The organism is Streptomyces venezuelae, assembly GCF_008642295.1.
Taxonomy (GTDB): Bacteria; Actinomycetota; Actinomycetes; order Streptomycetales; family Streptomycetaceae; genus Streptomyces; species Streptomyces venezuelae_C.
In genome coordinates this window covers 384,829-399,364 of the sequence record NZ_CP029190.1, presented here as the reverse complement: position 1 = coordinate 399,364, position 14,536 = coordinate 384,829, and the positions used below count along the sequence as shown (strand labels likewise).

The window sequence follows — 14,536 nt, the reverse complement described above, 5'->3', positions numbered from 1 at the left end:
ATGCTGGCACGGGCCGCGCCCGCCCGGTCGGGAATTACGCCCGGGCCCGCCGGTCGTTGATCCTGGCATGGAGCTGTTGCCGATGCCGACCACTGCCGCGCCGGGAGTCGGGGAGCGGGCCGATGCCGTGGCGGAGGCCGCCTGCCACCTCTACGACGCGGCCGGGCCGGGCCGGTGGAGCCGGGCGGCGGCCGAGGACGCCGCCGAGGCCATCGAGACCACGGCCCACGCCCTCGCCGAGAGCCACCCCGGCGCCCCGCTGATCCTCGCCCCCCTGCACACCGCCCTGGCCGAGCTCCGCCGGCATCTGTGCCTGCCGCCCGCGGACCCGCTCACCGCCACCGGGCTGCCGCTCACCCCCCGCACCCTCGGCAACCCCCGCCGCACCCGCCGCGCACCGTGAACCGTCATCACGGAGATGGCAGAGTTGGCGCAAAGCCATTGCACATCGCGCGTTCCCGCATAGGGTCGGAGTTGCTGATGGTCCCCGTGCAGAGATGCTGTGCGGCGGATCCGCCACTTTCCTGGAGGACGACCGCTCCATGTCTGAAGCTTCCCCCGCCGGCCTCACGGCGCCCACCCAGCTCGAAGACGTCAAAGGCTGGTTCTGGGCAGTGGACCAGCTGCTGTTCGACTGGTTCCTGAAGAGGCAGAACGAGGATCCGGGGCAGGGTGGGAACCTGCTGGAGATGGGCGCTTACATGGGGAAGAGCGCCATCTTCCTGGGCAGTTACCTGCAGGAGGGCGAGGAGTTCACCGTCTGTGACCTCTTCGACTCGCCGGCGCCGGACGAGTCCAACGTGGAGGAGATGCAGAAGTCGTACTCCACGCTCACCCGGCGGGCGTTCGAGGCCAACTACCTCGCCTTCCACGACGAGCTGCCGACCGTGATCATGGCTCCGACCTCCGTGGTCCCGGAGAAGGTCCGCGAGGCGAGCTGCCGGTTCATCCACATCGACGCCTCCCACCTCTACGAACACGTGCACGGGGACATCGCCGCCTCCAAGGTCGTTGGAGCCCCGGGAGCGGTGGTCGTCTTCGACGACTACCGCTCCGAGCACTGCCCGGGCGTGGCCGCGGCCGTCTGGGGCGCGGTCGCCGCCGACGACCTCCAGGCCATCTGTGTGACCGGCACCAAGCTGTACGCGACCTGGGGCGATGCGGAGCCCTTCCGCAAGGAGCTGCTGGCCTGGCTCGAGACCCGCAAGGACCTGTGGCACGGAGTGGAGGAGGTGGCGGGCGCCCCGCTGATCCGGATCGGCGGCCAGCAGGCCATCGCCCCGGCCCTCCCGCAGTCCCGCTACCAGGCCCCCGAGCCGGCCCCGGCGCCCGCGCCGGCCCCCGCGCCGAAGGCCGCCAAGCCGGCCCCCGCCCCGGTGCGCCGCCCGCAGTCCAAGGTCAGGAAGCTGGCCAAGGACCTGCTGCCGCCGATCGTCACCCGCGCGATCGTCGCCCAGCGCCGCCGCTGATCTCCTGCGCCCCGCGCCCCGCGCCCCGCGCCCCGTGCCGCGCGCGCCCGCGTCCCGCTGCCTCCTGTCGGCAGCGGGACGCGGGGGCTTTCCCGTTCAGCCCAACGGGTGGTCCACCGTGGTCCACTGATCACCGGTCACTCCGGGACTCAGCCGCATCAGGGTCAACGCCTTCGTGGGCAGCGGCCCGGCCAGCACCGCCCGGCTGTCCTCGGTGGCCGGCAGCCCGTCCATGGCCGCGGCGAGGACCTCGGCAAAGACCGCGGCTGAACCCGCAGCCGACCCCAGCGCCCCGGTCAGCAGTGAACCGAACAGCTTCCGCCGCAGTGTCGTCTCGTCGTCCGTGATCAGCCGCCCGGCCACCGGCGGCACCGGCAGGCCGTGCCGGGCCAGCCGCGCCGGGCTGATCCGTACGTCGGCCAGATCGCGGTACACCAGCCGCAGCGGTTCGCCGTCGGCGGAGAGCACCACCAGCAGGTTCTGGCCGTGCGCCTCCAACGCCACCCCCAGCTCCAGCACCCGCAGGCACACCGACAGGGCCAGCGGGGCGAACCGGTGCAGCCAGTCGGGGGAGCGGGTCAGACCGGCCGCCTCCAGGGCCCCCACCGGAACCACCCGCTCGCCCGCGGCGGCATCGGCGTACACCTCGGGCGCCTCGCGCAGCACCGCCGCCAGCTCCGGACTGTGCGCGGTGGCCGCCCCCAGGGTCCGGGTGAAGTGCAGCTTGCCGTCCAGCCGTTCGGACAGGATCCGGGCGAACTCCGAGACCGCCGCGGCCGTTTCAACGGAGTACACCGAGATGTCCCGCACGGAGGAGGTCAGCCGGCTGCTCAGTGCGGTCTTGATGTGCGGGGCGGTGCCGTCGGCCGGGGCCAGGGTCCGCAAGGACATCAGGGGATGCGCGGGGATCACCCCCGGCCCGTCCGGAGGAGACTTCAGCACATGCGCGGCCTGCCACGGATGCACCGGGATCAGCACCCGGTTCCCGTCCCGCAGGGAGTCCGGCCACTCCCCGGTCACCAGACTCGCCTCCGCCGGCACGGCCGCCAGCCCGAGTTCCACCACCGCCCCGTGCTCGGGCGCGTACGCCAACTGCTCGGCCACCGAAAACCCCGGCCGGGAGCGGCAGTTGGGGTGATAAGGATGGCCGTCGACCACCCGCTGCTCCCACTCCCACCCGGTGACCGGCTCCGGCCGCCCGCCGTTCGCCGCCGCACCGGCCCGGGACAGCGCCAGCGAGGCCGTGCTGTGGTCGAGCTCCTCGGCGAAGCCGGTCGCGTACGGCAGGCCCAGCGCCCGCACCAGCGCGCCCGCCTGCCGGAACACCCGCCCGTCCAGCTCCACCCCGGTCACATACGGCGCCGTCGCATACGGATCCGGATGCGGCCCCCGCAGCCGGAGCCCGCCGGTCAGATGCATCGTCAGTCCGGCCGTCCCGGTCTCCCGCCGCACCACCCACGGCAGCGGGTCGATGGCCAGCCCCCGCCACAGCCGGGTCAGCACCGCGGCCCGTGCCCCGGGCAGGGCCGCCCGGTAACCCGGGATCAGATCCGGGCGTACGGCGCCCAGCTCGCCGGCGATCACATCCTCGGCCGGCGAGGCCGAGACGTACCGGTCATCCATGTCGTATACCCGCTTCCGCTTCTTTTTCTCTCACCACGGATACTAGGAATCTGTGAAGCACTTCTCTGACGCCGCTGACGCGTATGCCACCGTTCCGCTCCTGAACTGTCTGCTCCAGGAGGCGGCCGAGCCAATCGACGGCAGTGGTGGCAGCAGCGGTGGCAGCAGCAGGGGCGTCAGGGTGCACCGGCTGCGCGGCAGCGGCCGGCTGCTCCGGGTCTCCGGCGGGCGCCGGCCGGTCCGGCCCGAACTGCGCGCCGCAGCCGGCTGGCAGTCGCTCGGCCATGCCGAACTGGTCAAACTCACCGCCGAGGAGCTGCGCCGCAGTACCGGGATCGCCAATGACGAACTGCCGGCGGAGATGGCCGACAGCCGCGATGTGGTGGCCGTGCTGCTGGCCGCCCGGGAGGGGGCCCGGCCGCCCGAGGACCCGTACCTGCGCTCCGAGCAGTCACTGGTCATGGGGCATCCCTGTCACCCCGCGCCGAAGGCCCGCGGCGGCGGACCGGCCCGGAGCTGGCTGCCGTACGCCCCAGAGGCGTACGCGAGTTTCCCGCTGGAGTTCCTCGCGGTGCGCGCCGAGGACACGGTGGAGGAGGGCGGTGAGCGGGCCGCCGCCGCGGTGGATGCGCTCGCGGAGCTGCTGGACGGCCCGGCCGCCCCGCCCGGTTACCGGCTGCTGCCCGCGCATCCGTGGCAGCTCGAACTGATCGAGGCCGCCACGGCGGTGCGGGCCGCGTTCGCGGACGGGCGGCTGCTCCGGCTCGGGCGGACCCGGCTCCCGGTCTGGCCCACCGCCTCGGTGCGGACCGTGCACGTTCCGGGCCGGGACGGGGCCGGGGACCTGTTCGCCAAGTTCAGCCTCGATGTCCGGATCACCAACGACGTACGCCGGCTGTGGCGGCACGACCTGCTGAAACTGCGTGAGACGGATGCGGCCGTGGAGGCCGCGTTCGGTGCCCGCACGGCCGGGGCGGACGCCGCGGACGCCACGGCGGGCTGGCTGAGCGACCGGGGCTATCGGACCGCCGGCTTCGCCTTCGAGGAGCTGGCCGTCCTGGTCCGGGACGGACTGGACGGCCGTCTGCTGCCCGGCACGACCCCGCTGCTGGCGGCCTCGCTGGTCGAGGGCTTCACAGGCGGCCCGCTGGAACGGCTCGCGGACCCGGTCGCCTGGTGGGTGGCCTATCTGCGGGCGGTGGTGCCGCCGGCACTGGAGCTGTTCGCCCGCGAGGGCATCGTGCTGGAAGCGCATCTGCAGAACACGGTGATCGCCCTGGATTCGGCAGGCCTGCCGGTGCAGGCGCTGTTCCGCGACGCGGAGGGCGTCAAGCGAGTGCCCGGGGTGAGCCGCGCGGCCGGCTGGCAGCGGCTGGTCTACACCCTCCTCGTCAACCATGTGAGGGAGATCGCATCTGCAATCGGTGAACGGCACCCGGGGGTGGCCGGGTCGCTGTGGCCGGCCGTGCGCCGTGAACTCCTGCGGTGCGGGGCGGCGTACGGCCTCCCGGAGGCCCTGGCACTGCCGGACGCCCCCGAACTGCCCGGCAAGGCCAATCTGCTGCTCCGCTGGACGGGCGCGGACGGCGCATCGGCACGATATCTGCCGCTTCCCAACCCGATGCGGCCGTCGGGGATGTGACGGGGTCCACGACGGCGGGGGCGCCCGGGGGCCGGGCCGGCGTCCGGGCCGGCGTCCGGCACACCCGGCGATGCCAACGGGCACGCCGTCCCGCCGGCCGCGGTGCGCCGGTCGTTGCGACCCCGGGTTTGTGGCCGAGCCGGGTGCCACCCGCTCCCGGAGACCGGCTCTCCGGCGGTTTCCCTCCCGAACGTAAACGGCGAACAGGTGGCGTTCTGCCGCCCGCTGGTCACCCGGTGCGGGTGCGGCGGCTCCGCCGCCCGTACCGGGGGCGCCGGCTTCGCCGAAGGCGCATGATCCCGCGGCGCGGCAGCCGGGCCGGGCCGGCCTTCGGCTGGTAGCCGAGGCGCGTTTGGCGTCGGGGTTTCGTCGGGCTGTGGTGGGCCCGTGGGGCGGGCGTCGCGCCTGGCCCGGGCCGGTCTTCGGCTGGTAGCCGATGCGCGCTTGGCGTCGGGGTTTCGTCGGGCTGTGGTGGGCCCGTGGGGCGGGCGTCGCGCCTGGCCCGGGCCGGTCTTCGGCTGGTAGCCGATGCGCGCTTGGCGCCGGGGGTTCGCCGGGCCCGGGCGGGGTCGTGGTACGGGCGCCGGGCCGGGCTGACCATCCGTCGGCCGCCGCCAGGCGACCGCGTTGTCAGAGGTCACGCCTAGCGTTCCGGGACATGACGCGAACCGCTCACACCTTCGCCTATGCCCGCCCGTCCGCCCTGACCTCCTCCGCCGCCGGCCGGACCCTCGGTCTGGAGACCGCGGGCGGTCTGACCCCGGTCGGGGCGGAGGCCCATCCCCGGTTCTTCGCCGGGTTCCTGAACGCGCCTCAGGCCGCGGCCCGCGCCCTGCTCGCGGTCGCCGACGTGGCAGCCGCCCGCTACTACCGGCGCACCCTGCGGGCCTCCCTCGACCCGGTGGTCACCGGCAACGGAGACCGGCTGCGCTTCGAGTCCTTCTCCGGCTGCTGCGGGGTGTACGCCCGGCTCGATGTCCTGCCCGAGGGACTGCGCGGCGCCGACACCGGCCACGGCACCACCAACGTGGACGTCAACCACCCGCTGCGCGCGGCCCTGTCCCGGCTGACCGGGAACGACCCGCTGCACCTGCGGGTCGGACCGGACGAGATGGCGGTGACCACCCTCGACGGGCCGGTGGTGGAGAAGAAGGTTCCGCTGCCCGACCGCTGGCTCCGCGGCTTCGCCGAATCCCAGGTCGCCACCACCGGTTTCGACCTGCGCGCCGAACTGCCCGCCGCCGAGGCCGTACGGTTCCTCCGCTCGCTCCCGCGCACCGGACCGGGCGGCGGCTCCGCGGGCGGCCCGATGTGGGTGCTCCCGGCCGGCCGCACCCTGCGGCCCACCACCCGCCCGGTCCCCGGCACGGTCTGCCTGCCCGGGCCCGAGCGCCTGGCCGCCCTCCAGCAGGTGCTCCGGCACGCCACCGGCCTGCGCGTGTACGGGCCCGCCCCGGACGGCGCCCTGCCCACCGCGAGCGCATGGGAGCTCACCCTGCCGGGGATGCGGCTCACCCTCACCCTCTCCCCGGAGGCCGACCGCGGGTTCTCCGGCGAGGGCGGGGTGCTGGAGGCCCTCGCCACCGACGAGGCCGCCGACGACGCCGAGCTGATCTCGGTGCTGCTCGCCTGGGAACCGCGGATCGACCCGGCCGAGCTGGCCGGGCAGTCGGGTCTTCCGGTGCCCCGGGTCCGGGCGGCCCTCGCCCGCCTCGGCACGGCCGGCCGGGTCGGCTACGACATCGCCGACGCCGCCTACTTCCACCGCGAACTCCCCTACGACGCCCGGCGCGCCGAACGCCACAACCCGCGGCTGACCGCCGCCCGCGCCCTGCTGGAGGCCGGAGCGGTCGCCCTCGGCGGCTCCGGCACCGCCCTCGTCACCTCCGGCGAACGCCGCTACCAGGTCCGTGAATCCGGCGGGGCACTCGGCTGCACCTGCCAGTGGTGGGCCGACTACCGGGGCCGCCGCGGCCCCTGCAAGCATGCCCTCGCCACCCGGATGGCCCAGCGAGCCGCCGCCACCGCCACCACGGACCGTACGACCACCGCCACGACCACTGCCACCACGACCGGAGCCACCCGATGAACGCCGTTCTCGAAGCCGTCCGCGACGGCCGCACCGCCGAGATCCCCGGCCTCCTCAAGGACCTCGACCGCATCCAGCGCCGCGACCTGCTCGCCGAACTGAAGGAACTGCGCCGCGAGATGCGCGGCTGGGACTGGAGCCGCTGGCAGGAGCGGGACGTCCGTGGCCGGGCCCTGCTCATCGCCGGAACCGGTTGCCACACCGGAGCCGCGGCTGCCGCCGCCTGGATCGGCGCCCGCGACCTGCGCACCTGGCAGGGCCTCCCGCACGACACCCTGCTGGACCTGCTCTCCGGCCGCGCACCGGAGTGGCTCGGCGACCTCGCCCACCGGCTGGCCGGCCGGGCCGCCACCGCCCGCGAGGACTACCCGCTGATCAGCGAACTCGTCCGGCTGGCCGGCTGCCCCGCACCGCTCACCGACGGCTATGTCGAGGGGTGGGCGCTCGCCGCCGGCGGCTGGACCCGTGGTCCCCGCCGTCGCCCTTCCGTCCCCCTCGCCGACGCCCTGCGGCGCGACCCGCACGTCCGGGACCTGGCGCCCCGCCTCTTCGAGACCGCCGAACCCGTTGCCGCCTTCTCCGCGCGGTTCGACCCGGAGGACCCCGACCACTGGCCCGCCGCCCTGACCGCCCTCGCCGAGGACGGCACCCTGGACCGCGCCACCCTGCTCGACGGCTGCACCGGCCGCCTCCTGCGCGGCGGATCGGCCGCCCACCTCAAGTACTACCTCGTCCTCCTCCAGCGCCTGAACCTCACCGTGGACGAGGAACGGGAGCGGACCGCCGACTGGCTCGCCCTGGCCTCCGACGCCCCCTCGGCGGTCGCCGGCCACGCCCAGCAGATCCTCGCCCGGCTGGCCGAGGCCGGACAGCTCGACACCACCCTGCTCGCCGAGATGTCCCAGGCCGCGCTGTTCCGCCCGGAGAAGAAGCACGTACGCACCCAACTGGTGCTGCTGGGGCGGATTCTGCGCAGCGATCCGGCCGCCGCCGGTGAACTCCTGCCGGTGCTCGCCGGGGCGTTCGGCCACCCCGACACCGACATCCAGGGACGCGCCCTGAAGCTCGCCGCCCCCCACCTCCGCGCGGACCAGGCGCTGCGCGCCGAACTCGCCGACAGCGCCGGGCTGCTCAGCCCGGTCCACCGGGCCCTGGCCGAGGAGCTGTTCGGCGCGAGCACGACCGCCGGGGACACCGAGCCCTATCGGGAGACGCTGCCGTCGCACCCGGTTCCCGTCCCGCTCGCGCCGTCCCCCGCCACGGTCGCCGAGACCGTGGAGCTCGTCGCAGCCGTGGTCACATCGCTTACCCAGACCGTCGCCGAGTTCGAACGCGCCCTCGACGGGCTGGTCCGCCACGCCCACCTGGACCGTACGGCGCTCGCCGAGGCGCTGCGCCTCGCGTTGGCGGGCCGGTGGTGGCTCGACGGGGAGCAGCCGGACGCCGGCCGCCTGGGCGGCCTGGACCTCGTCGCCGCCGCCGTCCTGGACCGGATTGCCCCGCGGAACCGGCGGGCCGGGCATGCCGTTGCTGCCCCGGATTTCCACAAGCACTGCGCCCATGCCGCCCTGGAACAGGTGCCGGCCGCCCGGCTGCGCGAGGTGGCCGACCGCATCCGGTCCGCCCCCCTGCCGTTCCTGCTGGCCACCCCGGTGTGGGAGACCGGCTCCATCGACCCGGAGGAGCTGATCGGCCGGCTCGCCGCCTACCACCGGCTCGGCATCGAACCCGCCGCCGCCGACTTCGCCCAGGCCCTGTTCCGGGTCCGCCGGGACCCGGCCGCCGTCCCCGCGGCCACCGCCCTCGGCACCCGCGAGGGCGACCGGCTCGCCGCCTGGCTGGGCACCGCGGGCGCACCGCCCGCCCTGACCCGCGCCACCGTCCCGCCCCGGGACCACCGGTTCGGGTACACGTTCGGCAACCATGGGTTCGACGTCCCCCATCTCGTCCTGGACACGGGCGAACGCCGTTTCGGCCGAGGGGAGTTCCCCGAGGTGTTCGAGGCGTTGGGGCGGCCCCGCAGCGGACTCATCAGCTGCTGGTGGCGGCCCTCCCCGAACGACCTCGCGGTGCTGCCCGAGGACCGGGAGACCCTGGCCGCCTGGCTCCTCCCGGAACTCTCCGGCTGCGCCGCCGGCTATGACGACCGCGGAGCGGCGGAGGCGCTGGCCCGGCTGGCGGAAGCCGGCGGACCGGCCGGCGAGGCCCTGCACCTGGCCGTCGCCTACGCCCTCGGCGCCCGGTACCCCGAGGACCGGCTGGCCGCGGTCGACGCCCTGCTCACCCTGGCCGCCCGCGGCGACCTGGACCCCGTACGGCTCGGCACCGACCTCGCCGAACTGCTCACCCTGGGCGCCGTGAAGGCCAACCGGCTCGCCGACTCCCTCCGCACCGCCGCCGCGACCGGAGCGTACGCCACCACCTGGTCGGTGCTGGCCGGCGCGCTGGCCCCGGCACTCGACGGCACCCTCCAGGCAGCCGCCGCCGGGGAACTCCTCGCGGTCGCCGCCGACTGCGCGGAGCAGTGCCGCGCCCAGGGCCCCGAACCCGCCGGGCTCGACGCGACCGCGGACCGGGGCGGCCGGACCCGGCTGGTCACCCAGGCCGGCCGGCTGCGCGCCGCCCTGCGCTCCCACCCGGCACCGCCTGCGGGAAGCTGAACAGCCGGCCCGGATCGTAGACGCGCTTGACCTGCTCCAGCCGGGGCAGGTTCGGCCCGTAATAGGCCCGGGCCCAGCCGGCCAGCTTCGGATCGGCGTAGTTCTGGTAGGCCCGGCCGCTCGCCCAGGGCCGTAGCTGCTGCCACAGCCGGTCCAGCCAGCCCTCGTGCCGCAGCACCTCCCCGGCGGTGGCCCCGGGCGGCCAGTACACCAGGTACTGCCCGAGGAAGGCGCTGTCCCGGTGCACGAAGGCGGTCGCGCCGGCCCCCACCCGGTTGAGGGCACCCCCGCAGACCCCGTCGAACTGCACCACTCCGCGCCCGCCGGCCGGCACCTCCGCCGCATACCGGCCCAGCGCGGCCAGCACCTCCGCCACGGCAGGCGCCGGCAGACCGCCCGCCGCCCAGAAGTCGGACCGTGCCGTGTAGTCCTCCCGGCCCAGCCGGCCCCGTGGATCCCGGCCCGGCAGCCCACCGGGCAGCCGGCACTCGGCGGGGGACAGGTCCAGGCAGCCCGACAACGCCCGCATGGTGTCCCCGTACCCGCGCTCCACCGCATGGTGGCTCCGCGGCTGCGCCCCCACCAGGCCGGTCAGCCGCCCGACCTCGCGGTCCAGCTCCCGCCGCCCGTCCAGCGCCACGATCCGCACCGCGGGACCCGGCACCCCCGTACCGTCGAGCACGAACTCGACCTGGCTCCACACCGGATCGGGCAGCGCACCGAGCCAGCGCTGCCAGCCGGCCAGCACCGCGGCAGAGTCCCGCGCCTCCCAGCCCAGCTCGGCAACACCGCAGGCCGCCACCGCATGGGTACGGAACCGGAACTCGGTGACCACCCCGAAGTTCCCGCCGCCACCGCCCCGCAGCGCCCAGAACAGGTCCGGATCCTGCCGGGCGTCCACCTCGCGCGCGATCCCGTCGGCGGTGACCACCCGGGCCCCCGTCAGCCGGTCACTGGTCGCCCCGTACGCCCGGCTGCCCACCCCCAGCCCGCCGCCGAGGGCCAGCCCCGCGATCCCCACCGTCGGACACAGCCCGGCCGGAATCCCCAGCCCCCGGCCCGCCAGCACGGCATGCACCTCGCCGAGCCGCGCCCCCGCCCCGATCCGCACCTCGCCGCTCCCCGGAGACACCTCCGCCATCGCCCCCACATCCACCACCAGCCCCGGGCAGACCGCCCAGCCCGCACAGGGGGTGTCCGGTGGATCATGGCCGGGCCCGGCCCTCCCCCAGACTCCGTCCGGGGGGACCCCCAGCACCGCGGCTTGCCGCGTTGTCGTCGGTCGCCGACGTCCCCCAGCTACCGCTGGGAGGTGCCCCCACCGCGTGGGCTCCCTCCTCCGCCTTGGAATCCACGGCACCAGACGACCCGGGCCTATCCGGCCCTGATCCACCGGACACCCCCTAGCCGTGTCCGCCGCCGCGCGCCACCGCCGGCACCCCGGACCGGCGGGCGAACTCCAGGCACACCGTCACGTCCCCGTCGTGCGCCGGATACGCCACCGCGCCGGGCGCGACCCGGTCGTACCGCGGCTGGTACAGCTGCCGGGCCAGCGCGTACCCGGCATCCCCGGCGACCACCAGCCGCCCGTCCAGGGCCGCCCCGAGGGCCCGGTAGTCCGGGCCCCGCCGGGAGCCCGGCCACAGGCACGCCGCCAGCGCACCCTGCACCACCTGCCGACGCCGCACACCCATGACCCCATTACGCGCAGCACCCGTCCCCGTCCGGCCGCCCGCCGGTCCGGGCCCGCCGCACCATCCAGCCGTCCGGCCGAACGCCCGCCCCGGACCACCCCGTTCCAGCCCCTTCCCCCGGCGTATTACGTGTCCCTGCCGTACTCCGGCCGGTCCAGGCCATAACCTGCGCTGCGCAGGTGTCCGTTGTCACCCCAGTACCACGGAGCACACAGATGGACATGCTGTCGAGGCGCGCCGTTCTCGGAGCGGCCGGGGCGGTGGGACTCGCCGCCGGACTCCCGGGCGACCCGCCCCCGGCCGCGGCGGCCCCGCTGCCCGCCCCCGCACCCGAACCCGCCGCCGCCCCCGCCGTCCCCGGCCGCGGCGGTCCCGGCACCGCAACCGCCCACGAGGCCCTCCACCGGCTGCTGCCCCGGCACGCCGCCCAGTTCGTGCTGCGGACCGTACCCGCCGGCACCGGACCCGACCGGTTCCGGGTCGCCGGCACCGACGGCCGGATCGAAGTCACCGCAACCGGACCGGCGGTGCTGCTCACGGGCGTGCACTGGTACCTCAAGTACGTCTGCCGGGCCCACCTTTCCTGGGCGGGCGACCGGCTCGACCTGCCCGATGTCCTGCCCGCCCCCCGCGGGCCGCTGGAGCGGTCCGCCACCGTCCCGCACCGGTTCGCCCTCAACGACACCCACGACGGCTACACCGGTCCGTACGCCGACTGGGCCCACTGGGAACGCCTGATCGACGACCTGGCCCTGCACGGCTGCAACCAAGTCCTGGTCACCGTCGGCCAGGAAGCCGTCTACCACCGGGTCCTGATGGAGTTCGGCTACTCCGACGCAGAGGCCCGGGCCTGGCTGCCCGCCCCCTCTCATCAGCCCTGGTGGCTGCTGCAGAACCTCAGCGGCTACGGCGGCCCGGTCTCCACCGGCCTCCTCGCCCGCCGCGCCGCCCTCGGCCGGCGGATCACCGACCGGCTGCGCGCCTACGGCATGTCCCCGGTGCTGCCCGGCTGGTTCGGCACCGTCCCGGACGGCTTCATGACCCGCAACCCCACCGCCCGGGTGGTCCCCCAGGGCAGCTGGTGCGGGCTGCCCCGCCCCGACTGGCTCGACCCCCGCACCCCGCCGTTCACCGAGGTCGCCGCCTCCTTCTACCGGCACCAGCGAGAACTCCTGGGCGAGGCACGCCACTTCAAGATGGACCTGCTGCACGAGGGCGGCAGCCCCGGCGACGTACCGGTCGCGGCAGCCGCCCGTGCCGTGGAACGCACCCTGCAGACCGCCCACCCCGGCGCCACCTGGGTGCTGCTGGGCTGGCAGCACAACCCGCTCCCCGAACTCCTCGACGCCGTCGACCGCCGCCGCCTCTTCATCGTCGACGGGATCTCCGACCTGGACACCGTCACCGACCGGGACCGCGACTGGGGTGGCACCCCGTACGCCTTCGGCACCATCCCCAACTTCGGCGGTCGCACCACCCTCGGCGCCAACACCGACCGGTGGGTGCGCAAGTTCCCCGCCTGGCGCGACAAGCCCGGCAGCGCCCTCACCGGCACCGCCTACATGCCGGAGGCCAGCGGCCGGGACCCCGCCGCCTTCGAGCTGTTCAGCGAACTCGCCTGGCGGAAGGAGACGGTGGACCGGACCGCCTGGTTCGAGGGCTACGCCGAGTTCCGCTACGGGGCCGAGGACGCCGCCGCCCGGACCGCGTTCGCCGAACTCGCCGCCACCGCCTACCGGCTGACCGGCCGCGACGGCCGCCCCCACGACTCGCTCTTCACCCGCCGCCCCCGCCTCTTCTCCTCCTCCGGCACCATGTTCGACCAGGCCGGCTTCGACCGGGCCTTCGCCGCCCTGCTCGAGGTCCCGCCCGCCCTGCGCGACTCCGACACCTACCGGCACGACCTCACCGACTTCACCCGCCAGGCCCTCGCCAACCGCTCCCGCACCCTCCACCCCTCCCTGCGCGCCGCCTGGCTCAGCCGGGACGCCGACACCTTCCGCGCCCTGTCCACGCTCTGGCTGAAGCTGATGCGGCTGAGCGACACCGTGGCCGGCTGCCACCGGAACTTCCTGCTGGGACCCTGGCTGGAGGCCGCCAAACGCCAGTCCGGCAGTCCCGCCGAAGCCGTGGAACTCGAACGCACCGCCCGCGCCCTGATCACCACCTGGGCCGGCCGGCCCGCCGCCGTCACCCTGAACAACTACGCCGGCCGGGACTGGCACGGCCTGATCGGCGACCTCCACCTGCCCCTGTGGGAGGAGTTCCTGCACGAGCACGCCGAGGCAATGGCCGGGCAGCGCACCCCCGCCGCCTTCGACTTCTACCCGCGCGAGGAGACCTGGACCACCGAGCGGACCCGCAGCCATCCGGTCCGGCCGACCTCCGACCCGTACCGCACCGCCCGCAGGGTGTACGAAACCCTGGCCGAGGCCCCCTACCAGGCGTTCACCACCCTCACCCTGCAACCGTCGGCACTCGTCCCGGGCGGCAGCGCCACCCTCACCGCGGCCTTCCGCAACCACAACGGCCTCCAGGCCACCGGCCCGGTCGAGTTCACCCTCACCGGCCTGCAGGCCACCGCCCTCGGGGACACCTCCCTGCCGGACGTGGAGCCCGGCGGGAGCGCCCGGGTGAGGTGGCAGATCGCCGCCCCGGCCGTACCCCTCACCGAGCCCCTGCAACCCGTCCCGTACACCCTCGTCACCCGCTACGGTCCGGCCGGCCGCGATCCGGTCACCGTCACCCAGCGGGCCGGGCTGGTCCTGGCCGGACCGCTCGGGGAGGGCTGGAAGACCCACACCACCAATGCGGCCCTGTTCGGGCAGGCCGGCGACCGGTTCGCGATCAGCGGCGGGGGCGAGGACCTGTGGCGGCGCGTCGCCCAGTTCGGGACCGCCTACCGGGAGGCCGCCCTCACCGAGGGCACGGTCCTGCGGCTGCGGGTGGACACCCAGGACTCCACCGGCGGCTGGGCCCGGGCCGGCATCGCCGTCCGCAACGAGCTCGGCCGCCAGGGCAGCGCCGGGTTCCTCACCCTGGCCGTCACCCCGGCCCACGGCGTCGTGCTCTCCTGGGACAGCGACGGCGACGGCACCCTGGACTCCCTGCACCGGATCACCGGGGTCAAGGCGCCCGTCCTGCTGGAACTCACCAAGCTGCCGGGCGGCTCCTTCACCGGGAGCTCCTCCACGGACGAGGGCCGCACCTGGCAGAGCGTCGCCACCGTCTCCGTCCCCGGCGCCACGGCCGGCCAGGACGCCGGACTCTTCATGACCGCCGGCAACGCCGGCAACGGCGCCCGCGGCACGGCCCGGTTCAGCGGCTGGCAACTCGGCCGGACCCCCACCCCCTAAGGG

Annotated in this window: 9 protein-coding genes; 6 read left to right on the top strand and 3 right to left on the bottom strand. The window is 75.2% G+C overall.

The genetic code is table 11. The annotated features are described in order from the left end of the window. Positions 1 to 82 precede the first annotated feature (82 nt). Positions 83 to 403: a hypothetical protein gene (locus tag DEJ50_RS01935; protein ID WP_150205675.1), complete on the top strand. Its 321-nt coding sequence runs from the start codon at positions 83 to 85 to the stop codon at positions 401 to 403. A 139-nt stretch (positions 404 to 542) separates the two neighbouring features. After that, positions 543 to 1,469, top strand: a complete 927-nt coding sequence (locus DEJ50_RS01930; protein WP_150205674.1) for a class I SAM-dependent methyltransferase — start codon at positions 543 to 545, stop codon at positions 1,467 to 1,469. A gap of 96 nt (positions 1,470 to 1,565) precedes the next feature. On the opposite strand, the gene DEJ50_RS01925 is transcribed toward DEJ50_RS01930, so the two are convergent. After that, the gene (locus DEJ50_RS01925) at positions 1,566 to 3,092 is read right to left on the bottom strand and encodes an IucA/IucC family protein (RefSeq protein WP_150205673.1); all 1,527 of its coding nucleotides are present in this window, start codon (positions 3,090 to 3,092) and stop codon (positions 1,566 to 1,568) included. 52 nt (positions 3,093 to 3,144) lie between these two features. On the opposite strand from DEJ50_RS01925, the gene DEJ50_RS01920 reads away from it, so the two are divergent. From DEJ50_RS01920 to DEJ50_RS01910, 3 genes are all read left to right on the top strand, one after another. After that, positions 3,145 to 4,734 (top strand): IucA/IucC family protein, encoded by a 1,590-nt coding sequence (locus tag DEJ50_RS01920; protein WP_150205672.1) that lies wholly within the window; start codon positions 3,145 to 3,147, stop codon positions 4,732 to 4,734. 658 nt (positions 4,735 to 5,392) lie between these two features. Beyond that, entirely contained in the window at positions 5,393 to 6,823 is a 1,431-nt protein-coding gene (locus DEJ50_RS01915) for an SWIM zinc finger family protein (RefSeq protein WP_150205671.1), read from the top strand. After that, a complete protein-coding gene (locus DEJ50_RS01910) occupies positions 6,820 to 9,483 on the top strand; it encodes a DUF6493 family protein (RefSeq protein WP_150205670.1) in 2,664 nt (887 codons plus the stop codon). The genes DEJ50_RS01915 and DEJ50_RS01910 overlap by 4 nt, the downstream gene beginning before the upstream one ends. On the opposite strand, the gene DEJ50_RS01905 is transcribed toward DEJ50_RS01910, so the two are convergent. Together DEJ50_RS01905 and DEJ50_RS01900 are read right to left on the bottom strand one after the other, a co-directional pair. Next, entirely contained in the window at positions 9,419 to 10,741 is a 1,323-nt protein-coding gene (locus tag DEJ50_RS01905) for an FAD-binding oxidoreductase (RefSeq protein WP_223837528.1), read from the bottom strand. The genes DEJ50_RS01910 and DEJ50_RS01905 overlap by 65 nt on opposite strands. A 145-nt stretch (positions 10,742 to 10,886) precedes the next feature. Then, on the bottom strand, positions 10,887 to 11,177 hold the full coding sequence (locus tag DEJ50_RS01900; protein WP_150205668.1) for an FAD-dependent oxidoreductase: 291 nt from the start codon (positions 11,175 to 11,177) through the stop codon (positions 10,887 to 10,889). 215 nt (positions 11,178 to 11,392) lie between these two features. On the opposite strand from DEJ50_RS01900, the gene DEJ50_RS01895 reads away from it, so the two are divergent. After that, positions 11,393 to 14,533 (top strand): alpha-N-acetylglucosaminidase, encoded by a 3,141-nt coding sequence (locus DEJ50_RS01895; protein ID WP_150205667.1) that lies wholly within the window; start codon positions 11,393 to 11,395, stop codon positions 14,531 to 14,533. Positions 14,534 to 14,536 lie beyond the last annotated feature (3 nt).